This is a genomic window from Acinetobacter sp. A3, from assembly GCF_012371415.1.
In the GTDB taxonomy this organism is placed as follows: Bacteria; Pseudomonadota; Gammaproteobacteria; order Pseudomonadales; family Moraxellaceae; genus Acinetobacter.
Window position 1 is genome coordinate 18922 of the sequence record NZ_JAAZQW010000022.1, and the last position, 22749, is coordinate 41670.

The following is a 22749-nucleotide window of genomic DNA, read 5'->3' on the forward strand; positions in this document are numbered from 1 at the left end:
ATAACAAGAATGCGTTTTGAAAAGTTTACCAACCGCTTACAGCAAGCCCTATCTGATGCCCAGTCTCTCGCGATGGGGAAAGACCATACCGCCATTGAGGGTATTCATTTATTAGCGACTTTGCTTGAAGAAGCGTCCAATATCAGCTTATTACAACAAGCAGGTGCAAATTTGCGTGATTTGCAAAGCAAGTTACAGCAAGCGATTGCCGATGCACCAACTTTGGCCAATCCAACAGGTGATATTAATTTAAGCCCAGAAGCGGTTAAAGCGCTGAATTTGGCAGACAGCTTTGCCCAAAAAGCAGGTGATGAGTTTTTATCGACCGATTGGGTAATACTTGGTTTGGCTGAAGTGGGCGCAACCAAGACACTACTTAACAGTGTGGGTGTGACTTCAAACAGTTTGCGTAGCGTGATTGACAAAATTAGAGGGGATGAAAAAGTCATGAGCAATAATCACGAAGATCAACGTGACTCACTCAATAAATACACCATTGATTTAACCGAACGTGCGTTGGCGGGCAAGCTAGACCCAGTCATTGGCCGTGATGATGAAATTCGCCGTACAGTTCAGGTGTTGTCACGCCGTACCAAAAATAACCCTGTGCTTATTGGTGAGCCGGGTGTAGGTAAAACGGCAATTGTTGAAGGTTTGGCACAGCGTATTGTGAATGGTGAAGTGCCTGAAAGCTTAAAAGGCAAACGTGTTTTATCTTTAGATTTAGGCTCGTTATTGGCAGGTGCGAAATATCGTGGTGAGTTTGAAGAACGCCTGAAAGCGGTACTGAAAGACTTGGCCAAACAAGAAGGCGAAGTCATCTTATTTATTGATGAATTGCATACGCTTGTGGGTGCGGGTAAAGGTGATGGTGCAATGGATGCAGGCAACATGTTGAAACCTGCATTGGCACGCGGTGAGTTGCGCTGTGTAGGTGCAACGACTTTAGATGAGTATCGTCAATATATTGAAAAAGATGCTGCTTTGGAACGTCGTTTCCAAAAAGTATTGGTAGATGAGCCAAGTGTAGAAGACACCATTGCAATTTTACGTGGTCTGAAAGAGCGTTATGAAGTGCACCACGGGGTGAAAATTTTAGACTCTGCGATTATTGCAGCCGCTAAAATGTCGCATCGTTACATTACAGACCGTCAGCTTCCTGACAAAGCCATTGACTTGGTGGATGAGGCCGCTTCACGAATTAAAATGGAGCTGGATTCTAAACCTGAAGCTTTAGATAAATTAGAGCGTCGTTTGATTCAGCTAAAGCTGCAACTTGAAGCAGTGAAGAAAGATGAAGATGCTGGTAGCCGTGCCGAAGTTGCGCATTTAGAAAAACAAATTATTGAAGTTCAGAAAGAATACAATGATTTGGAAGAAGTCTGGAAAGCTGAAAAGACCTTAGTTGAAGGCACCAAGCAAATTCAGACTCAACTTGATCAGGCGCGTATGGCATTGCAAAAAGCACAGCGTGAAAATGACTTGGCTGAAATGTCACGTTTGCAATACGGTGTGATTCCTGAATTGGAAAAACAATTGGCGCAAGATGAGTTGGTTGAAGAGAAAGAAGAGCCAAAATTATTGCGTAACAAAGTGACAGACAATGAAATTGCAGAAGTGGTCAGTGCTGCAACGGGTATTCCTGTATCGAAAATGCTGCAGGGTGAGCGTGAAAAACTGCTGAACATGGAAGACTTCTTGCATAAACGTGTTGTTGGGCAAGAAGAAGCTGTGGTAGCAGTGTCGAATGCAGTACGTCGTTCACGTGCAGGGCTGTCTGACCCTAACCGCCCAAGTGGTTCGTTCTTGTTCCTTGGCCCGACAGGGGTAGGTAAAACAGAACTGACCAAAGCTTTGGCAAACTTCTTGTTTGACAGCGATGATGCCATGATTCGGATTGATATGTCTGAATTTATGGAAAAACACTCAGTGAGCCGTTTGGTTGGTGCACCTCCAGGCTATGTGGGTTATGAGGAAGGTGGGGTACTCACCGAAGCAGTCCGTCGTAAGCCATATAGTGTAGTGTTGTTTGATGAGGTGGAAAAAGCCCATCCTGATGTGTTTAACATCTTGCTGCAAGTGTTGGATGATGGGCGTTTAACCGACTCTCAAGGCCGTGTGGTGGACTTTAAAAACACCGTGATTGTGATGACCTCTAACCTTGGTTCGCATGATGTACGTGAATTGGGAGATCATCCAAGCCGTGAGGAAGTACGCACCGTGGTAATGGCTGCTGTATCACAACATTTCCGTCCCGAGTTCATTAACCGTATTGATGAATTGGTGGTGTTCCATTCACTGGAAAAAGCACAAATTCGTGGTATTGCCGATATTCAATTGGATCGCTTACGTGCACGTTTAAGCGAGCGCGATTTGAGTTTGTCGATAGACGATTCTGCGTTTGATCAATTGATTGATGCAGGTTTTGACCCTGTTTATGGTGCACGTCCATTGAAACGTGCAATTCAGCAACAAGTTGAAAATACGTTGGCGCAAAAAATCTTAGCAGGTGATTTTGTTGCAGGCGATACGATTTTAATTAAAGCTGAAGCAGGGCAATTGGTGTTTGAGAAAATGAAACTCAGCTAATGCTGCGTCTGTTAATTATTTTAAGAAAACCCAGCTTCGGCTGGGTTTTTTGTAACTGACAATTTAGGTCACATAAGTAAAATTTTTGGTTAAAAATGACAGCTATTTTAATTATTTTGTGATGGATATTATATTTAAGTGATTTATTTGCAAAATAATTATCTTTTTTTTGTTTAAATTAATTATAATTTTTGTTCAATAAGAATAGATAAATTCTGAGCAGAATCTATGTCAAAAATAGTATGGGGTGGAATGGGGCTTGTGGTGTTGGCGGGGGCTGTCGCTGCGGGCAATTTGTATGCCGATAAAAGTCTAAATGCGCATTATCAGCAAAGTTTAAAACCTGCACCGAATATGAATGTGCAATATACAGATTATAAAATGGGCGCTTTGCAAGGCTCTGCAAAATGGAATGCGAGCTTTGTACCTGACCCATGTAATGCCAAAGAAAAATTAGTGTTTAATGGTGACGATCAAATTCAGCGTACATGGAAAGGCTATACCATTCATTCACAACTTGATTTAGTGCAGGGAACGGGTGCATACGCAGAATTTTTTAAACAGCCTTTGAAGGTGACGACTCACGTCAATTGGCTTGGGGTATCGACCACACAATTAAAAACACCTGTTATAGAAAAAAAAGAGGGTGCGTTTCATACTAAAATTGAGCCAATGCAAATTGAGTTTCAGGCCAAACAAGTACAGGGACAGCATAAAATCTTAAATATGAGTCTTGATTTGCCAGCCTTAAGCATACGTGATGAATTTGGAAATACCCAATTGAAAGGTATGCATTTTAAAACCAATCAAGCCTTGAATGCTCAGGCTTTAGAGCCAGGTTATTTCCAATTTAATATTGCTGAAATGCAGCGCCAAGACCGTGAAGCACACGCTTCAGGGCAAATGAAAAATCTAAGTTGGCGTATGGATACGCAATTGCATGAACGTACAGTTGATATTCAATCCAAATTCAAAATTGCTGAATTGGGTTTAGACAATGTACCCGCAATGCAAGATTTGCAGTTCAATTGGGATGTTAAAGACTTACAACGCACGAAAACGCAGACCTTCTTTGATATTATTCAAAAAAAAAGCAACTCCTGCTTAGAAGCAGAAAACTTTGAAAAAGATGCAAGACAGGCAATGATTGCAATCATTAATGATGGTTTTAAGTTTGAATCGAAGCACAATCAGCTGAAATTAGGTACTGGTAGTATTCAGGCAGATGTTGTTGGCAAAGTGATGCCAGGGCATCAGACCACCTTAGAAGGTTTGGCAAAAATGTTCCCAAGCTTATTAGAGGCACAAACCGATGTAAGCTTTAATAAGCAAGTGGTTAAAACCATGATGAATAACTATATGCGTGCAGCAGGTAAAAGCATGTCAGATCAGGAGTTGGAGCAAATGCTGAGTGCGATGCAAAGCAGCCAGCAAATTCATCGCGATGGTGATGAGTTTAAATTGTCTATGCATTATCAATATGGTGAAAAGAAGTTTTTAACACCGCAATAAATTTATCTATTCCTTAAAAAAAAAGCCTGTTCAATTGAACAGGCTTTGTTTTATCAGCAATCGTTTTGCTTAAACAGGTGGATGTTGGATTTTCCAAGCACGGTGGATTTTAGTGTTACGTTTGAAATCTGGACCAATGGTTTCATGGCTAATTTCTTGCACATCAAACATAGCTTCAATTTCTTCATCCATTTCAAAGCCACGGTAATTGTTAGAGAAGTACAGCGTGCCGCCTGTGGTTAGACGGTTCATGGCACGCTTAATTAAAGATACGTGGTCACGCTGTACATCAAAGGTTCCATAGAATTTTTTGGAATTCGAGAAGGTTGGCGGGTCAATGAAAATTAGTTCATATTGCTCATGGCCTTCCTTGAGCCATTCAAAACAGTCGCTAGCAAAGAATTGATGCTGTTCATCTGCATGGTCTACAGTCAAACCGTTCAGTACGAAGTTTTCTTTAGACCAGTTTAAATAGGTGTTAGATAAATCGACACTGGTGGTGCTTGCAGCCCCGCCAAGTGCAGCATGCAAACTTGCAGTTGAGGTGTAACTGTATAAATTTAGGAAGTGCTTACCACGTGCTTCTTTGGCAATGCGTAAACGCATTTGACGGTGGTCTAGGAATAAACCTGTATCTAAATAATCCGTCAGGTTGACCAAAATTTTCGCTTGACCTTCTTGCACGATAAAACGCTTAGAAGCAGTACTTTGTTTGGTGTACTGATTTTTACCTTCTTGGCGGGCACGTGTCTTAATAAATACAGCATCACGGCCTAAGCCCGTTACAGCACGAATTGCTTGTAATGCAAGATTAAAACGCTTTTTGGCTTTTTCAGGATCAATTTTTTTCGGTGGTGCATATTCTTGTACGTGCAAACGATCGCCGTATAAATCGACTGCGACATTAAAATCAGGCAAGTCTGCATCGTATAAACGTAAGCAATAGACGTTGTCTTTCACAGCCCATTTTTTCAGGCTTTGCATATTTTTCTGCAATCGGTTAGTGAAGTCTTCTGCACCTTCAATCGGTTCAAATTGCTGAGGTTGCCAGTCAGCTAAGAATGGACGTGCTACTGTTGCAGGTTTGATTGTCCCAAAACGTACGTAAATTGGCAGTTTACCATTCATCAAACGTAGAATTTGAGGGTCATTAAATGCCAGTACATCGGCTTGTTCGACCTGTGCAGCAATTACAGCTGCTTTTTGATTTGGGAAATGTTTTTGCAATAGGGCAGATAAACCCAAATACAAGGCACGGTTCGAGGCTTTATCACCTAAACGCTCACCATAAGGTGGGTTGGTGACAATAAAGGCTTTTTTACCTTCCGCCTGGAAATCTGGCCAGTCGGCCAAAGTGCGTTCTTCAATTTGAATCTGATCGAGCAAGTTTTCAAAACCGGCAGCAATAATATTTTGCTTGGTGGCTTTGACTGCTTCCCAGTCTGCATCAAAAGCATAGAATTTAGGCAGCGGTTGTTGTAATGCTGTTTGATGGCGTTCTGCTGCTTCAGCTTTAATGTTCATCCATAATTCATGGTCGTGACCTTGCCAACCATTAAAACCAAAACGACGTACTAGACCTGGCGCACGGTCAGTCAGCATCATTAAAGCTTCAATAATAAAAGTACCTGAACCACACATCGGATCTAAAATGATGTCAGGCTGAATGTGTTGTAATTGACCTTTTTGCAGAATTGCTGCTGCAAGATTTTCTTTGATTGGCGCATCGGTCATAAAACGACGATAACCACGTTTATGCAACGAGTCGCCCGATAAATCTAAACAGTAGGTGTGTTCAGTTTTCCCTGCTAAAACATACAGCGTAATTTCTGGCTGTTTGATGTCGATGCTTGGGCGTTTGCCCACAGCGTCCATAAATGAATCCACTACGCCATCTTTAACGCGTAAAGTTGCAAACTGGCTATTTACTTTAATGTCACGTTCGATATGCAAACGCACTGCAAATGTACTTTGTGGTGCAAAAATCAGTGACCAGTCAAAGCTAAGCGCACCTTCATAGAGCTCTTCGGCAACATCGCGTGCATCGTGACTGAATTCAATTTCATGGGTATGAATAGGGGTGAGTACCCGAGAAGCCAGACGTGACCACATGCAGACACGGTAGGCATTTTCGAGTGTGCCTTTGAAAATTAAACGACCCGGTAAACGTTCGATATTTTGAATACCTAAACCTTGCATTTCTTCTTGAAGTAAGGTTTCAAGTCCATCTGCACAGGTGACCCAATATGTAGAAAGACGGGGTTTCGAATTCATGAAAATTTCCAAAAGCAATTCAGCAATCGGCTATTTTAACGTATTTTGTGTGGTAAAACTTAGTGATTTAGCCTGAAATCAGCAGAATTTTAAACGGTGTTGAATAAGTGTCTTGGCTAAATCTACATTCGCCATGGATATCACAAAAATTATCACTAATGGAACGAGATCAAGTTAATCACATTTTATGGTTAACGCTTTTTATTGGTTTTTAAATATCTGAATATTCACATGATTGGTACGCATCTTGCTAATACTTGGTGGCATGAGTTCAAGCTGCAAATACACATCGTGTTTGAGTGCTTAAATGTGAGTTGCATACTGAACTTCATGCAAATGAAAAAAGCATTTTAAAAGCAAAAATATAAGGGGTTATATTCAGATGAGTACATTGCATGCGCTTGGTCAAAGTGAACTTTTTTCGGTTGCAACTTTAATTTATACCCGTTTAAGACGTGTGAGTGGACGTGTAATAGATGTGATGTATTTAGTGGAAAATACCGATTACGCACGTTATGTGGTGCAGTTGGCTTTGGCGACACAAGATGCTGAACTGCATCATCAGACATCTCGTTTGGAAGCAATATTAGTGAAATTGGCACCGCAGTATGATCGAACCAATGATATTCAAAATGATCTAAGCATAGATAAAAAAGAAGAGAGTGAGGAGCTAACAGACAGTTTAGAAGAGACGCACGAACCAACAGAAGAAGAAATTTATCAAGCACAGGTCGCACATCATTATATTGGTGCATTACGCTAGAAGGCATTTGGCGTCGAGCACTCGATTTGCTTTCAAAAAGACCTGAAATTTGAAGTGCAGAGCGAGTGCTGAGTTTTTACAAAATGTATTTTTTCATTGAAAGTCTAGATGTATAGCACTGACTTAATTTTTAAAATCATCCATTTCTTTTGCTGAAATCACGCCAACGGGCACTGCTTTGATAAATCAATTTCTGTATAATGCGTTAACTTAACGTATAAGGAATCTCTCATGCATTTGGCGGCATTGCATACTCCGAGCCAGATTCAATTGAATAAAGATGGGCATTTAAAACACTTTTTGACCATCGAAGGTCTTTCCAAAGAAACCCTTACTAAAATTCTGGACACAGCACAGTCCTTTTTCAATGAACAAAATCAACTGATCACCAATAATTTGCTGGAAGGGCGTACGGTGATGAACTTGTTCTTCGAAAACTCTACCCGTACCCGCACCACATTTGAAGCCGCAGCCAAGCGTCTTTCTGCCAATGTACTCAATATTGATATCGCCCGTTCAAGTACCTCTAAAGGTGAAACTTTACGTGATACTTTGTGGAACTTAGAGGCGATGGCAGCGGATATTTTCGTGGTACGCCATTCTTCTTCAGGTGCGGCACATTTTATTGCCAAAACTGTATGCCCAAATGTTGCCATTATTAATGCAGGTGATGGCCGTCATGCGCATCCGACTCAAGCCATGTTGGATATGTTGACGATTCGCCGTGAAACACAACGTCCTTACGAAGAATTAAGCGTGGCGATTATTGGTGATATTAAACATTCACGTGTTGCACGTTCTGATGTGGCAGCCTTACAAACTTTAGGCTGTAAAGATATTCGCGTGATTGCACCGAATACCTTATTACCTTACGGTTTTGATGAATATGGCGCTGGTGTGCGTTTATTTAACAAAATGGAAGATGGCATTAAAGATTGCGATGTAATTATCACCCTGCGTATTCAAAATGAACGTATTGATTCGCCTGCACTCGCTTCACAAGCCGAATTCTACAAAATGTACGGTTTAAACAAAGAGCGTTTGGCACTTGCCAAACCAAATTGTATTGTGATGCATCCTGGCCCAATGAACCGTGGCGTAGAAATTGATTCGAGTATTGCCGATGGCCCTCAATCGGTGATTTTAAATCAGGTGACCAACGGTATTGCGGTACGTATGGCGGTATTGGCTTTGGCGATGCAAGGTCAGTTGCAAGAACAAGGTTTGATTGACGCGATTGCGGTATAAGGAAAAAGTCATGGCGATTGTAAAAATTGAAAATGTACGTGTGCTTGACCCAATCCAGCAAATTGATCGCGTGCAAACGGTATATCTTGAAAATGGCAAGTTGGTTGCAGAAAGTGCAGATATTAGCGAAAGCATTGATGCCCAAGGCCAATGGCTCATGCCAACCATGGTGGATTTATGCGCACGTTTACGTGAACCTGGTCAGCAACAGCACGGCACACTCAAATCTGAAGGCAAGGCTGCCCGTGAAAATGGCATCCTGCACTTATTTACCCCACCTGATTCTAAACCCATTGTGCAAGATAACGGCGCACTTATTCATGGTTTGGTCGAAAAAGCCATGTTGGATGGCGGCATTTATTTAGAAGTGATTGGTGCACAAACTCAAGGTTTAAACGGCAAGCAGCCTGCCAATATGGCGGGACTGAAAAAAGGCGGCTGTAGTGCAGTGTCCAATGCCAATGCGCCTTTTGAAGATGATGATGTCGTGATTCGCACACTGGAATATGCTGCAGGTTTGGACATGACCGTGGTGTTTTATGCCGAAGAACCGCAAATTGCTAAAGATGGATGTGTGCATGAAGGCTTTATTGCATCACGTCAGGGTTTGCCTATGATTCCAACTTTGGCAGAAACCGTGGCAATTGCTAAATATCTACTCATGATTGAAGCTACAGGTGTACGTGCACACTTTGGTTTATTGTCATGCGGGGCATCAGTTGAGCTGATTAAAAATGCCAAAGCCAAAGGTTTACCAGTGACTTGCGATGTAGCGATGCATCAATTGCATTTAACCGATCACATTATTGATGGCTTTAACTCTTTGGCGCATGTGCGTCCACCATTACGTTCAGAGCAAGACAAAGACTTGTTACGTCAAGGCGTAAAAGATGGTGTGATTGATGCAATTTGTACCCACCACGAACCATTAAACAGTTCTGCCAAAATGGCGCCATTTGCTGATACCTTGTCGGGTTTCACTGCCTTTGATACCTATATTCCATTTGGAATTCAGTTGATTCAAGAAGGCTTGTTCAGTCCGTTGGAATGGGTGGAAAAAGTGACGCTTGCTCCTGCACGTGTGGCAAAAATGCAAAGTCGCTGGGAACAAGAAGCAGGTTGGGTCTTGGTTGATCCTGAAGTGGAATGGACACTGAACAAAGAAACAATTGTGTCACAAGGTAAAAATACGCCTTTAATTAACCAAGTGGTGAAAGGCAAGGCATTACGCGTTTTTACAGCTTAATTTGCTCTGATTGATATTTTATTTTCAAGTTTAGATAAAAGTCAGCTTCGGCTGGCTTTTTTATGCGATTGAAAAATAGAAAGCCAACACTCCGTTGACGCAAATTTCATAACAAAATCAAAACACCATAATTTATTACATTTGTTTAAATTTTAAGCATATATACTAAAAAACAACTTGAAAACAAAGACAAAAAAGAGGGCTGTATATGCAAACAGATTTTATTGACCTACTCAAACAAAGTGTCTCATCTATTGTATTAGAAGGGGAAACCCAGCATTTGCTTGAAAAAAATCAGGCACTGAATAGCTTTTATCCCATTTTATTGTCTATTTTAAATTCACGTCCTGAATTAATAGATAATTTGCATCGACAGCTTAACCCTCGTGTGGGCGATGTCTTTGGTTCAAACTTGTCTTTAAAACAGCAGTTTATGGATATGGTGAGTGGCACAGCACCACAAGCCGAAATTGAAAATACACTGAATCGTTCAATTGCACCTAGCTTAAACTTTCTTGAAAATCAGGCAGGCTCATCAGACCCAGTTGCGATTCAACATTTATTGCAAAACAATTTAGATTCAATTCAGGCAGCTTTACCTCAATGGGCAACAGCATTATTGGCGGCTTTAGGCGTAAATAATGCTGCAGGACAGACGGTGCACCAAGCGCCAGAAGTGGTTGTGGCTGAACCCATAGAAGAACGTCGTTCGTGGTTATTGCCAATTTTGGCTTTAATTATTTTAATTGGCTTATTGGCATTTTTATTCCGCGCATGTAGTGATCGTGATCAAGTCCCTGCAACCACGCAGACACAAGTGGCAGCTAATCAGGCTGCAATGTTACAAGTCAGTACGGGCAGTGATGGCAATTTAATTACCTGTCAAATTTTGCTGAATAATCCAAGCTATATGGAAATTCTACAAAAAGAGGTGAAGCAAATTTTCAATCATCCAACGGGTTGTGGTGCGGAAAATTATGCAAATTATCACTCAGAGTTTATTGATCAAGACGTTATTCCGAGTGTTTTAAAAATGCTGAAGGGTGTACCGAATGTCAATTTAAATTGGGTAGGTAATCAACTTTCAATTCAGGCAGCTAATCCTGCTGATGCAGAGCGCTTGGCGAGTCAAATCCGTCCATTGGCTAAAAACATGACGGTGGTAACTCAGCAACCGGTAGAAACTGCGCAAACAGATGTCAATCATGCTGTTACTACAAGTATTAGCAATGCTGAACAGGCTTTAGCTGCGATTAATCCTGACAATATTCAAGCCTTGGATATTGCGACTGCATTGAATATGCAAATTATTAATTTTGACTCTGCATCTACACAAATTCCAGAAGCCAATAAGTCTATTTTAGATCAGGCTGCGGTATTGATGCAGCGTGCATCACAAGTTCATTTAACGGTCAAAGGGCATACCGATGCCGTGGGTGATGCAAATGCCAATAAAACCTTGTCACAACAACGTGCGCAGGCTGTGGTGGATTATTTGGTATCACGTGGTGTAAACCCAGGTCAGTTGCAAGCAGTTGGCTTTGGGTCAGAACAACCAATTGCTGCCAATGCAACCCCAGAAGGTCAATTTAAAAACCGCCGTATTGAGTTTGAAGTATTGAATGTAGATACAGGTACGGTGCGTAGTGTGGAAGATGCAGGTGTAGTGGAACAGAAGGTAGCACAACCTTAAAAACGGTTTCATTTTCTTGTAGCATTGACTTTGTACTCAGCCTTTACTTTGTGAAGTGAGGGCTTTTTTTATTGCTGATTAATATCGAAAAATTATTCAAATATCAAAATTGAAAATGATTTTTGAGTTAAGTAGAACGTTTTCATAAATCAAAAATTAATCATAAATGATCAATTCAATGATTATTGGAAGTCCCTATTCCTTAGGGAAAAGGTTAGGATGAGGGGGGACTGAATTATGCGCTTAAACGGATGTATGAAAGATGTTTAGTAAAAAAGTCTGAGAGTCAATATAAAATAAAACCTCTCCTCAGCAAGTTTTAAAGCATTGCCTCAAAACTTGCTGAGGAGAGGGGGATTAAAAGGCAGAAAGTACATTAAGCCGCTATTTTTTCTAAGGCTACACCTGTAACTTTTTGAATTTCATCAAAGCTGACATCAGGTGCAAGTTCGACCAGTTTTACCCCTTGTGGAGTAATATCTAAAACGCCTAAATCGGTAATGATACGATGCACCACCGCTTTACCCGTAAGCGGTAAACTGCACTGCGATACAATTTTAGGGGTGCCATCTTTGGCACAGTGTTCCATCAGTACCACGACTTTTTGCACGCCTGCAACCAAATCCATTGCACCACCCATACCTTTAACTTTCTTGCCTGGAATCATCCAGTTGGCCAGATCGCCAGTTTCTGAAACTTCCATTGCACCCAAAATGGCGATATTGACGTGCCCGCCACGAATCATGGCAAATGAGTCTGCACTAGAGAAAAAGGCGGCACCTTTACGCGCGGTGACTGTCTGTTTTCCAGCATTGATCAGGTCGGCATCTACCGTAGCCTCAGTCGGAAATTCACCAATACCGAGCAAGCCATTTTCAGACTGCAACCAGACATTAATATGGTCAGGAATATAGTTGGCTACCAGTGTTGGCAAACCAATACCTAAATTGACATAAAAACCATCTTCTAATTCTTGTGCGGCGCGCTGCGCCATTTGATTACGCGTCCAAGCCATGTGATTAAGCCTCCGCCTTTAAAGTCATTTGTTCAATACGTTTTTCTGGAGTTGCATTCAGGACAATGCGATTCACATAAATCCCCGGGAGGTGAATTTCATCGGGTTCTAAATCGCCAATCTCTACAATTTCCTCAACCTCTGCAATGGTGATTTTGCCCGCCATGGCACAGACTGGATTAAAGTTTTGGGCAGTTTTACGGAAAATCAAATTGCCAGCCTTATCTGCTTTATAGGCTTTAACTAAAGCGACATCTGCCGTTAAGGATTCTTCTAAAATATAGTCTTTGCCATTAAATTTACGGACTTCTTTGCCTTCTGCAATGACCGTACCAACACCTGTAGGAGTGAAAAATGCAGGAATACCTGCACCGCCTGCACGTAATTTTTCAGCCAGTGTACCTTGTGGGGTGAGTTCGACCTCCAATTCGCCATTTAAAAATTGGCGTTCAAATTCTTTATTTTCACCGACATAAGACGAAATCATTTTTTTGATTTGTTTGGTTTCAAGCAATAGACCCAAACCAAACCCATCGACCCCTGCATTGTTGGAAATACAGGTCAGTTGCTTCGCACCTGTGGCTTTTAACGCGGCAATCAAGGCTTCAGGAATACCGCATAAACCAAAACCACCAACCGCTAAGGTCTGTCCATCCTGCACCACACCATTTAATGCCGCTTGTGCGCTGTCATATACTTTATTGGACATTTGTCACCTCTATTTATTTTCTATACGGCATTCACTTGCCGTTGTATTTGTAGCTTATAAAGCATTGTTCTTACAGATTTAGGATTTAAGCACAGGCCTTTTGCCAATAGGCATTGGCATAGTTGGATGGATTGTTGCGCTGCAATACTTCGCTGATATTGCTGCTGGCTTGCATTAAAGCATCCACCTGAATACCCGTTTCAAAGCCCATCTTAGAGAGTAGGTAATACAAATCTTCAGTCGAGACATTGCCCGAAGCACCTTTGGCGTATGGGCAACCGCCTAAACCTGCAATGGATGAATCAAACACCCGAATGCCTTGCAAGAGTGACTGATAAATATTGGCAATTGCCATACCGTAAGTATTATGAAAATGACCTGCCAGAACTTTGGCATCAACTTGTGCCAAGCAAGCATTCCAAACTTTTTGTACACGGTCTGGGGTTGCTGTGCCAATGGTTTCACCCAAGGACACTTCATAACACCCCATGTCCAATAATTGCTGAGTGACTTTAGCGACCTGTTTCGGCTCAATTGCACCTTCATAAGGGCAGTCCACCATACAAGATACATAACCACGTACTTGAATATCATGTGCTTTGGCGAGGCGCATCACATCACTAAACTTTTCCAGACTCTCATCAATCGAACAGTTGATGTTTTTACGGGTAAAGCTTTCAGAAGCTGCGGTAAAAACCGCAACCTCTTTGCAACCGACTGCTAAAGCCGACTCAAAACCTTTTAAATTTGGCGTGAGTAAACTGAATTGAATGTTCGGGTCTTTGGGTAACTCGGCAAACAGCACATCGCTGTCTGCCATTTGCGGTACCCATTTAGCTGAAACACAGGAGCCAACTTCGATGTTTTTTAAACCCGTTTGCATTAAATCCAAAATCAGGTTTTTGCGGTCTGCCAATGTGAGTGGTGTTTTCTCATTTTGCAGACCATCACGTGGTCCAACTTCTACAATTTTGACAAATTCAGTCATGCAACTTCCTCCGTCAAGGCTTCAAACTCGACCAGTTCATCACCGGCTTTGACCTGATCACCTGCTTGGAAATATGAGCTTGCCACAATGCCATCAAAAGGTGCACGAATTGAATATTCAATTTTCATGGCTTCAAGGGTCATTAACACATCATCTTTTTTCACACGAGCATTGGCTGCGACCAAGACTTGGGTAATCACACCTGGCATTGGTGCGGTCAAGTTGTTGTCATTGTCTTGTTGATCATCACCTTTAAAATTAGCTTGCACATAGCCAAACACATGGCGCTGACCATTTTGGAATAGGGTGATGCCTTGGGCGTTTTGATTGAAAGCCAATTTTTGTTGCTGACCATTCACACAAAGCTGTAGACGATGCGCATCTAAAAGCTTGCCCTGAACGTTCAGTGTTTGCCCATTGAAGTGTGCTTCAAAACCTGATGATTGCGGTTTTAATTGAATTTTGAGTGTTTGGTCATTGCACTGTAATTGCACTGTATGGGCGTTTTGTAGGTTTAAACGCCAGAAGAGATCTTTTTGCCAAACAGCGCTATTTGCCGCTTTGTTGTTTTGAATACGAGACAATACTTCAATTAACGCAGCAGCAACAATCGTTTCGGTAGCCACTTCAGGTTTTGCATTAAGTAAAAATGCTTCCTCACGTTGAATAAGCCCTGTATCCAAATTGGCATTTTTAAAAGAATCACACAGTACTAAGCGATCTAAAAAGGCAATGTTGTTGCCCAAACCATCGACATGGAACTGACCCAAAGCATGGTGCATTTGCGTCAATGCTGCTTCACGGTTTTTGCCCCAGACAATCAGTTTGGCAATCATTGGGTCGTAGTAGGTGCTGATTTCATCGCCTTCTACAATGCCGCTATCTACACGTACAGCATCATTTTGCTCTGGATAATGCAAGTAGCTGATTTGACCAATGGCAGGAATAAAGCCTTTTTCTGGTTCTTCGGCATAGACACGTGCTTCAAGGGCGTGACCATGAATCTGCAATTCATGCTGCTGTTTTGGTAATGGTTCACCAAAGGCCACTCGCAATTGCCACTCTACCAAGTCCTGTCCTGTAATCATTTCAGTGACTGGGTGTTCTACCTGTAGGCGGGTATTCATTTCCATGAAATACGCCGTACCATCTTGCTCGACAATAAACTCGACAGTGCCTGCACCTACATAATTCACGGCACGTGCAGCATCAATCGCAGCTTGGCGCATGGTTTCGAGTTTATCTTCTAGCATTTTAGGCGCAGGCGCTTCCTCAAGCACTTTTTGATGACGACGTTGCACCGAGCAATCACGCTCGAATAAGTGCACATAGTTGCCGTGAGTATCGCCAAAAACCTGAACTTCAATATGGCGTGGCTGAATCACATAGCGTTCAATTAGTACATCTTCATTGCCAAAACTAGAGCGTGCTTCACTCTTACATGAGGCAAGTGAGATCAGAAAGTCTTCACTGCGTTCAACCAGACGCATACCTTTACCACCACCGCCTGCGCTGGCTTTAATCAATACCGGATAGCCAATGCTGTCGGCTTGTTGCTTTAAGAAAGCTGCATCCTGATTGGTGCCGTGGTAGCCCGGCGTTAGTGGCACGCCTGCTTTTTCCATTAAAGCTTTAGAAGTGGCCTTAAGCCCCATTGCTAGAATGGCTTCAACAGGCGGGCCAATAAAGACAATATTGTTGTCTTTACAGGCAAGGGCAAACTGGTCATTTTCAGACAAGAAACCATAACCCGGATGAATGGCTTGCGCACCGGTACTTTTAGCCGCCTGAATAATACGGTCAACTTGTAAATAACTTTGTGCCGCAGGGGATTCGCCAATATAAATGGCTTCATCTGCCAGTTTGACATGCTGTGATTGTGCATCAGCATCTGAGTAGACTGCGACCGTGGCAATACCGAGTTTTTTTGCCGTACGAATCACACGGCAGGCAATTTCACCACGGTTGGCAATTAAAATCTTTTCAAACATAGTGCGATCCTTCTTTTATTATGCCGTGGTCTTGATCCAAGCCGGGCTTTGTTTATTCAAAAATGCATTTAAGCCATTTTTCGCCTCATCTCCTTGGCGAATATGCGCAATATGCTGTGCAGTTTGTTGCAATAAGTCTTCGGTCAAGACTTGCTGATTGACCATCTGAATTAGTTGTTTAGAGGCATGCTGTGCGTCTGGGCCACCCAGTAAGAGGGCTTGTACAATGTCATCAATTTTGCTGTCTAGCTGTTCTGGTGCTGCCACTTCATGTGCCAAACCAATCTGCCGAGCCTGTTCTGCAGAAATACGTTCTGCCGTTAAAAAGTAGCGGGATGCCTGACGTGCACCAATGGCACGAATTACATACGGACTAATCGTGGATGGAGCCAGTCCTAAACGTACTTCGGATGTAGCAAATTTGGCATCCGTGCTGGCAACACAAATATCACAGGCAGAGGCCAAGCCCATACCACCACCAAAGGCAATGCCATGCACGCGGGCAATAGTCGGCTGCTTTAAAGTGGCTAAACTTTGCAGCATTCTCGCCAGTTTTAAGGCATCGGCTTGGTTTTCTGCTTCAGAGGCTTGACCTGCCTGTTTCATCCAGTTCAGGTCTGCGCCTGCAGAGAAGCTTTTGCCGCGTCCAGCTAAAATTACGACACGCACATCCTCACGCGTATTCAACTGCAGAAAGCAGGCATGTAATTCTTCAATCACTTGGGTATTGAAGGCATTGTGAAGCTCCGCACGATTAATCCAAACCGTAGCCACTTGATTTTGCTGTTCGAGTTGTAAAAATTGATAATCCATTTTGTCACCTCTTACATGCGGAACACGCCAAACTTGGTCGGTTGGATTGGGGCATTTAGAGCAGCAGCCAAACTTAAAGCCAACACTTCACGCGACTGAGCAGGATCAATCACACCGTCATCCCATAAACGTGCAGAAGCATAATATGGATGACCCTGACGCTCGTATTGATCACGAATTGGCTGTTTAAATTGGTCTTCTTCTTCTGCAGACCAGCTACCACCTTTGGCTTCAATCTGGTCGCGTTTTAATGTTGAAAGAACACTCGATGCCTGTTCGCCACCCATCACCGAAATACGTGAGTTTGGCCATGTCCACATAAAGCGTGGTGAGTAGGCACGACCACACATGCCATAGTTACCTGCACCAAAAGAACCGCCAATCACTAAAGTCAGTTTAGGTACATTGGCTGTCGCCACCGCCATCACCAGTTTGGCACCATTTTTGGCAATGCCTTCATTTTCGTATTGGCGGCCAACCATAAAGCCTGTGATATTTTGAATAAATAGCAGGGGAATGTTGCGTTGGGTACACAGTTCAATAAAGTGTGCACCTTTTTGTGCTGACTCGGAAAATAAAATGCCATTATTGGCGATAATTCCGACAGGCATACCATAGAGTTTGGCAAAACCCGTAATTAATGTAGTGCCAAAGCGGGCTTTAAATTCGTCAAAACGCGAACCATCGACAATGCGGGCAATCACTTCACGTACATCAAATGGTTTACGTGCATCAGTCGGTACAATGCCATACAGTTCAGAGGCATCAAATAACGGTGCTTCTACATGCTCTGGTTGTGGGTTTGGCTTTTTGTTTAAGTTCGCCACAATGTTACGGGCAATCGCCAAGGCATGTTCATCATTTTCTGCTAAGTGGTCTGCCACACCTGAAAGGCGAGTGTGCACATCACCCCCCCCCAAGTCTTCACTTGAAACGACTTCACCAGTTGCAGCTTTTACCAGCGGTGGGCCACCTAAGAAAATCGTACCCTGATTACGCACAATAATGGTTTCATCTGACATGGCAGGCACGTAAGCGCCACCTGCAGTACAGCTTCCCATCACCACTGCAATTTGGGCAATACCCATGCTTGACATACGGGCCTGATTATAGAAAATGCGGCCGAAGTGATCACGGTCTGGAAAGACTTCGTCTTGCAACGGCAAATATGCACCGCCTGAATCGACCAAATAAATACAAGTCAGGTGATTCTGTTCTGCAATTTCCTGTGCGCGTAAATGCTTTTTTACGGTCAGTGGGTAATAAGTTCCACCTTTTACGGTGGCATCGTTGGCAATGATCATGCAGGTCACGCCATTCACCTGACCCACGCCTGCAACCACACCCGCAGCAGGTACATCATCCTGATAGACCTGATACGCAGCCAACTGACCAATTTCAATAAATGCGGTGCCAGGATCAATTAAGTGGTCAATCCGTTCACGTGGCAACAATTTGCCACGGTCTAAATGTTTTTGGCGTGCCGTTTCACCACCACCCAAAGCAATTTTTTGGACTTTTTCTCTCAGGTCATCGACCAATGCTTGCATAGCAGCCTGATTGTTTTTGAACTCGTCGCTGCGAATATTAATTTTGCTCTGTAATTGATTCATGCCAACATCCTTGTCTATTTTTGTGATTTATTCTTTAGGCAGTTTCGTTAAACAGTTCACGGCCAATCAGCATGCGGCGAATCTCTGAAGTACCTGCGCCAATTTCATAGAGTTTGGCATCACGCCATAAACGTCCTGCAGAGAATTCGTTGATATAGCCATTGCCACCCAAAGTTTGAATGGTTTCACCTGCCATCCAAGTGGCTTTTTCTGCTGCATATAAAATTGCACTGGCTGCATCTTTACGTAAACTGCGGCTGTGTTCAGCTTTGTCACATTCTGCGCCTACGGCATAAACGAGTGCTTTACATGCCAGCCAAGTTGAATACATATCGGCAATTTTGCCTTGCATCAGCTGAAACTCACCTAGTGCCTGACCAAACTGTTTGCGCTCATGAATATAAGGAATCACGGTGTCCATGCAGGCATCCATAATGCCTAAAGGACCAGCACTTAAAACAGCACGTTCATAGTCTAAGCCGCTCATTAATACTTTTACGCCATTGCCTACACCACCCAAGACGTTTTCTTTGGGTACTTCTACATTGTCAAAGAATAGTGGATAGGTATTCGAGCCACGCATACCCAGTTTATCTAAATGGCTGCCATGACTAAAACCAGGCATATTTTTTTCAATCAGGAATGCCGTCATGCCTTTGGCACCTGCTTGTAAATCAGTTTTAGCGTACACCACCAAAACATCGGCATCACCACCATTGGTGATCCACATTTTTGCGCCGTTAAGTAAGTAATGATCGCCTTTATCTTCTGCTTTTAGCTTCATGCTGACGACATCTGAGCCTGCATTGGGTTCAGACATAGCCAATGCACCGACATAATCACCTGAAACTAATTTTGGTAAATAGCGCTGCTTCTGTTCTTCTGTCCCATTTCGCTTAATTTGGTTCACACATAGGTTAGAATGAGCACCGTAAGACAAACCAATGGATGCTGATGCACGAGAAATTTCTTGCATGGCAATGATGTGAGCCAAATAGCCTAAGTTGGTGCCGCCGTATTCTTCACTCACGGTCAAGCCAAGTAAGCCCATATCGCCAAATTTTTTCCAAAGCTGGGCAGGGAATTCGTTATCACGATCGACCTGTTGTGCAATGGGTGCAATTTCTTTTGCACAAAAAGCAGCGATTGAATCACGCAGTGCGATTAAGGTTTCATCCAAACCGAAGTCTAAGCTTTGTAAATTCATGTATTCATCCATCCTGAGGTTATATTTGTTGTTCCTAAAACAAGCATTCTTGTTGTGCTTAGGTTCTAACATACATCGAAAATTTAAAAAAGTGAACTAAAATTCACAAAATGATTTACAATTCATTTTATCTGGTTGAGAATAAGATATGAGTTATAAAAGATCATCATTGATGCAGGAACGTATGGAACAAAATCGCAACGCGATTTTAGATTCTGCTCGTGAACTTATTGCTCATGGGGGCTTTAAAGAAGCGTCTATACAAGCCATTGCAGAACGCGCTGGTGTTTCCACAGGTTTGGTGTATCGCTACTTTGAAAATAAAAGTCAGATTCTGATTGAAGTTTTATCGGCTGCTATTCGTCGTGAAGTTGAAATTTTGGACCACATTGCGAAGTCAGATTTAACGCCAAAACAAAAATTGCAAAAATCAGTTACAACTTTTGTGAAGCGTGCGATGAACAGCCCCCAATTGGCGTATTCGTTAATGTTCGAGCCTGTAGACCCAGAAATGGAACATGAGCGTTTTCGCAGTAAACAACTGATCAAACAAAGCATCAAGGAAATTTTGGCTGAAGGAAAAGTCAATGGTGAGTTTGATTTTGAAGATTTAAACACTGCAGCTTTAGGTGTGGTTGGATCCATGACCTTTGTGGTGATTGAACCTTTGAATCCTTCTCGCAATGTAATGTTTGATCAAAATTATAAAGATTACTTTGTCAAACAAATTGCCGATTTTTGTGTGAATGCAGTGCGGAAACAAGAAGGAGGGAAATAAGAACAACGCACAGAATAGGCAAAAAAGTAATCGTCGTCATAGAACAATTAATAGTGTTGGAAAACAGAATTACAAAGAATCAAGGAGATCGATTCAATGACACAAGTACGGTTAAGTTATGCCTATGGCACCAGTAATCAGCCTTTGTTAGGTATGACTATTGGTGAAAAGTTTGATCAGGCTTGCCAGCAATATGCAGATCAGGATGCTTTGGTAAGCGTGCATCAAAATGTGCGTTTGACTTATAAGCAACTCCAGCAACAGGTCAATGCCTTTGCCTGTAGCTTATTAAAACTCGGTTTTAAGAAAGGTGACCGCCTTGCCATTTGGTCTCCGAATTGCGTGGAATGGACAATCACTCAATTCGCAGCCTTCAAGGCAGGGGTGATTTTGGTCAACTTGAACCCTGCTTATAAAAGCAATGAATTGGAATTTGTGCTGAACAAGGTTTCCTGTAAGGGTTTGGTTATTGCATCGCAATTTAAAAGCACCAATTATCAGGAAATTCTCACCAAAATTGCGCCTGAGCTGTGTCTGGCAGAAAACAAAGTCCTCAATGCTAAGCGTTTACCACATTTAAAGCATGTGATTAAAATTGATGAACAGAGCCATACAGGTATTCATCGTTTTCAGGATTTACTACCAAGTCCAACCACACACATGCTGAAAAAGCTGGATCAAATTGCCAGTGAATTGCAGTTTGATGAAACCATTAATATTCAATTTACCTCAGGTACGACAGGCAATCCGAAAGGTACCATGCTGACTCACAACAACATTTTAAATAATGGTTATTTTGTGGGAGAGGCGATTCATTTAAGTCCGCAAGATCGTGTATGTATTTCAGTGCCGTTATTCCACTGCTTTGGGATGGTGATGGGCAATTTGGCCTGTATCACACATGGCTCAACCATGGTCTATCCATCTGCAGTGTTTAATCCACTCGATACCTTAAAAGCCATTCAGCAAGAAAAATGTACAGCTGCTTATGGTGTGCCAACCATGTTTATTGCCATTTTAGAGCATGAGCAGTTTGATGAATTTGATTTGTCTAGCTTGCGTACAGGCATTATGGCAGGCAGTCCATGCCCGCAAGAAATTATGCAACGTGTGATAGACCGCATGCACATGTCACAAATCACCATTTGTTATGGCATGACCGAAACAGCGCCTGTGAGCGCACAAAGTTCGACGGATGATTCGGTAGAACGCCGTGTCAGTACAGTTGGCCGTGTGCATCCACACTTGGAAGTTAAAATTGTGGATGAAGATGGCAAAGTCGTACCACGTGGGCAATTGGGTGAGTTGTGTGTGCGTGGCTATTCGGTAATGCTAGGTTATTGGGATGAGCACGACAAAACTCAAGAAGTGATTGATGTTGCACGTTGGATGCACACAGGCGACATTGCAGAAATGGACGATGAAGGTTTTGTGAAAATCAAAGGTCGCATTAAAGATGTGGTGATTCGGGGTGGAGAAAATTTATTCCCGAAAGAAATTGAAGATTTCTTATATACCCACGATGCAGTTTGTGATGTGCAAGTGATTGGTGTGCCAGATCATCGTTATGGCGAAGAGCTGTGTGCCTGTATTATTTTGCATGAACACCATGAATGTACCGAAGAGGCGATTCGTAAATATTGTGCAGAACACATTTCGCACAATAAAGTCCCACGCTATGTACGCTTCTTTAGTGAATTTCCAATGACTGCTTCAGGCAAGGCACAGAAATTTAAATTACGTGAATTTATGCGTGAAGAGTTAAATTTAAAGGAAATCGCTTAAGGTCTTTATTAAGACAATAAGTGGTGCATCCGCATGTTATGTTGTCAGTACACACCCTTTATTTCTTGTGTGGAGATAAAGGGTAAATAAAATCAAAAATATAGCGTCTGCTCAATAGTGAAAAGATACCGCAAAGTATAAGAGCGAAGCGCAATGATCAAGGATGAAAATGATGACCGTACGTAATGATTGGACCCGAGAAGAAATTCAGCAGTTATATGAACAGCCTTTTCTAGATTTGGTCTTTGAAGCACAGCGTATGCATCGCCAACATTTTGCTGCCAATACTGTACAAGTCAGTACCTTATTGTCCATTAAAACAGGCAAATGCCCTGAAGACTGTAAATACTGCTCGCAGTCTGCGCATTATGATTCACAACTAGAAGCTGAAAAACGCATTGCCGTTGAAAAAGTCATTCAAGAGGCCAAAGAAGCTTTAGAATCAGGCTCTTCACGTTTTTGTATGGGCGCTGCATGGCGTAACCCACATGAACGTGATATGCCTTATGTGTTGGAAATGGTACG

The 22749-nt window shown here is 42.4% G+C and carries 16 protein-coding genes and 1 pseudogene; 9 read left to right on the top strand and 8 right to left on the bottom strand.

Features of this window, described 5'->3' with window-relative positions:
- Positions 1 to 9 precede the first annotated feature (9 nt).
- Positions 10 to 2589, top strand: coding sequence for an ATP-dependent chaperone ClpB (gene clpB, locus HHA42_RS08510; RefSeq protein WP_168418987.1), 2580 nt, complete (start codon positions 10 to 12; stop codon positions 2587 to 2589).
- 228 nt (positions 2590 to 2817) lie between these two features.
- A complete protein-coding gene (locus HHA42_RS08515) occupies positions 2818 to 4101 on the top strand; it encodes a DUF945 family protein (protein WP_168526157.1) in 1284 nt (427 codons plus the stop codon).
- Positions 4102 to 4170: 69 nt separating this feature from the next.
- Here the strand turns inward: HHA42_RS08515 and rlmKL are convergent, their stop codons facing one another.
- Complete coding sequence (rlmKL, locus tag HHA42_RS08520) at positions 4171 to 6375, bottom strand: bifunctional 23S rRNA (guanine(2069)-N(7))-methyltransferase RlmK/23S rRNA (guanine(2445)-N(2))-methyltransferase RlmL (RefSeq protein WP_168526159.1); 2205 nt, start codon at positions 6373 to 6375, stop codon at positions 4171 to 4173.
- Positions 6376 to 6757: 382 nt separating this feature from the next.
- Here rlmKL and HHA42_RS08525 point away from each other — a divergent pair, with 382 nt between their 5' ends.
- The 4 genes from HHA42_RS08525 (at position 6758) to HHA42_RS08540 (ending at position 11325) form a co-directional block, all read left to right on the top strand.
- The gene (locus HHA42_RS08525; protein WP_168418984.1) at positions 6758 to 7138 is read left to right on the top strand and encodes a hypothetical protein; all 381 of its coding nucleotides are present in this window, start codon (positions 6758 to 6760) and stop codon (positions 7136 to 7138) included.
- Positions 7139 to 7369: 231 nt separating this feature from the next.
- Positions 7370 to 8386: an aspartate carbamoyltransferase catalytic subunit gene (locus HHA42_RS08530; RefSeq protein ID WP_168418983.1), complete on the top strand. Its 1017-nt coding sequence runs from the start codon at positions 7370 to 7372 to the stop codon at positions 8384 to 8386.
- A gap of 10 nt (positions 8387 to 8396) precedes the next feature.
- Positions 8397 to 9632: a dihydroorotase gene (locus HHA42_RS08535; RefSeq protein ID WP_168526161.1), complete on the top strand. Its 1236-nt coding sequence runs from the start codon at positions 8397 to 8399 to the stop codon at positions 9630 to 9632.
- A 208-nt stretch (positions 9633 to 9840) separates the two neighbouring features.
- Positions 9841 to 11325, top strand: coding sequence for an OmpA family protein (locus HHA42_RS08540; RefSeq protein WP_168526163.1), 1485 nt, complete (start codon positions 9841 to 9843; stop codon positions 11323 to 11325).
- Positions 11326 to 11701: 376 nt separating this feature from the next.
- Here HHA42_RS08540 and HHA42_RS08545 read toward each other — a convergent pair whose 3' ends face one another.
- From HHA42_RS08545 to HHA42_RS08575, 7 genes are all read right to left on the bottom strand, one after another.
- Positions 11702 to 12340, bottom strand: coding sequence for a CoA transferase subunit B (locus HHA42_RS08545; protein ID WP_168461283.1), 639 nt, complete (start codon positions 12338 to 12340; stop codon positions 11702 to 11704).
- A gap of 4 nt (positions 12341 to 12344) precedes the next feature.
- Positions 12345 to 13049 (bottom strand): CoA transferase subunit A, encoded by a 705-nt coding sequence (locus HHA42_RS08550; protein ID WP_168526165.1) that lies wholly within the window; start codon positions 13047 to 13049, stop codon positions 12345 to 12347.
- 85 nt (positions 13050 to 13134) lie between these two features.
- Entirely contained in the window at positions 13135 to 14037 is a 903-nt protein-coding gene (locus tag HHA42_RS08555) for a hydroxymethylglutaryl-CoA lyase (RefSeq protein WP_168526167.1), read from the bottom strand.
- Positions 14034 to 16028, bottom strand: a complete 1995-nt coding sequence (locus HHA42_RS08560) for an acetyl/propionyl/methylcrotonyl-CoA carboxylase subunit alpha (RefSeq protein ID WP_168526168.1) — start codon at positions 16026 to 16028, stop codon at positions 14034 to 14036. Before HHA42_RS08560 ends, HHA42_RS08555 begins: the two co-directional genes overlap by 4 nt.
- An 18-nt stretch (positions 16029 to 16046) precedes the next feature.
- Complete coding sequence (locus HHA42_RS08565) at positions 16047 to 16841, bottom strand: enoyl-CoA hydratase/isomerase family protein (RefSeq protein WP_168526171.1); 795 nt, start codon at positions 16839 to 16841, stop codon at positions 16047 to 16049.
- An 11-nt stretch (positions 16842 to 16852) separates the two neighbouring features.
- Complete coding sequence (locus HHA42_RS08570) at positions 16853 to 18454, bottom strand: carboxyl transferase domain-containing protein (RefSeq protein WP_004971531.1); 1602 nt, start codon at positions 18452 to 18454, stop codon at positions 16853 to 16855.
- 34 nt (positions 18455 to 18488) lie between these two features.
- Positions 18489 to 19661 carry an isovaleryl-CoA dehydrogenase gene (locus HHA42_RS08575; RefSeq protein WP_104487404.1) on the bottom strand — a complete coding sequence of 391 codons (1173 nt, stop codon included), beginning with the start codon at positions 19659 to 19661 and terminating at the stop codon, positions 18489 to 18491.
- Between the two features lie 148 nt (positions 19662 to 19809).
- On the opposite strand from HHA42_RS08575, the gene HHA42_RS08580 reads away from it, so the two are divergent.
- The 3 genes and pseudogenes from HHA42_RS08580 to HHA42_RS08590 form a co-directional block, all read left to right on the top strand.
- Entirely contained in the window at positions 19810 to 20439 is a 630-nt protein-coding gene (locus HHA42_RS08580) for a TetR/AcrR family transcriptional regulator (protein WP_092818464.1), read from the top strand.
- 96 nt (positions 20440 to 20535) lie between these two features.
- Positions 20536 to 22224 (top strand): AMP-binding protein, encoded by a 1689-nt coding sequence (locus HHA42_RS08585; protein WP_168526173.1) that lies wholly within the window; start codon positions 20536 to 20538, stop codon positions 22222 to 22224.
- A gap of 172 nt (positions 22225 to 22396) precedes the next feature.
- Positions 22397 to 22749 (top strand): annotated as a pseudogene (locus HHA42_RS08590) (biotin synthase); the annotation flags it as partial.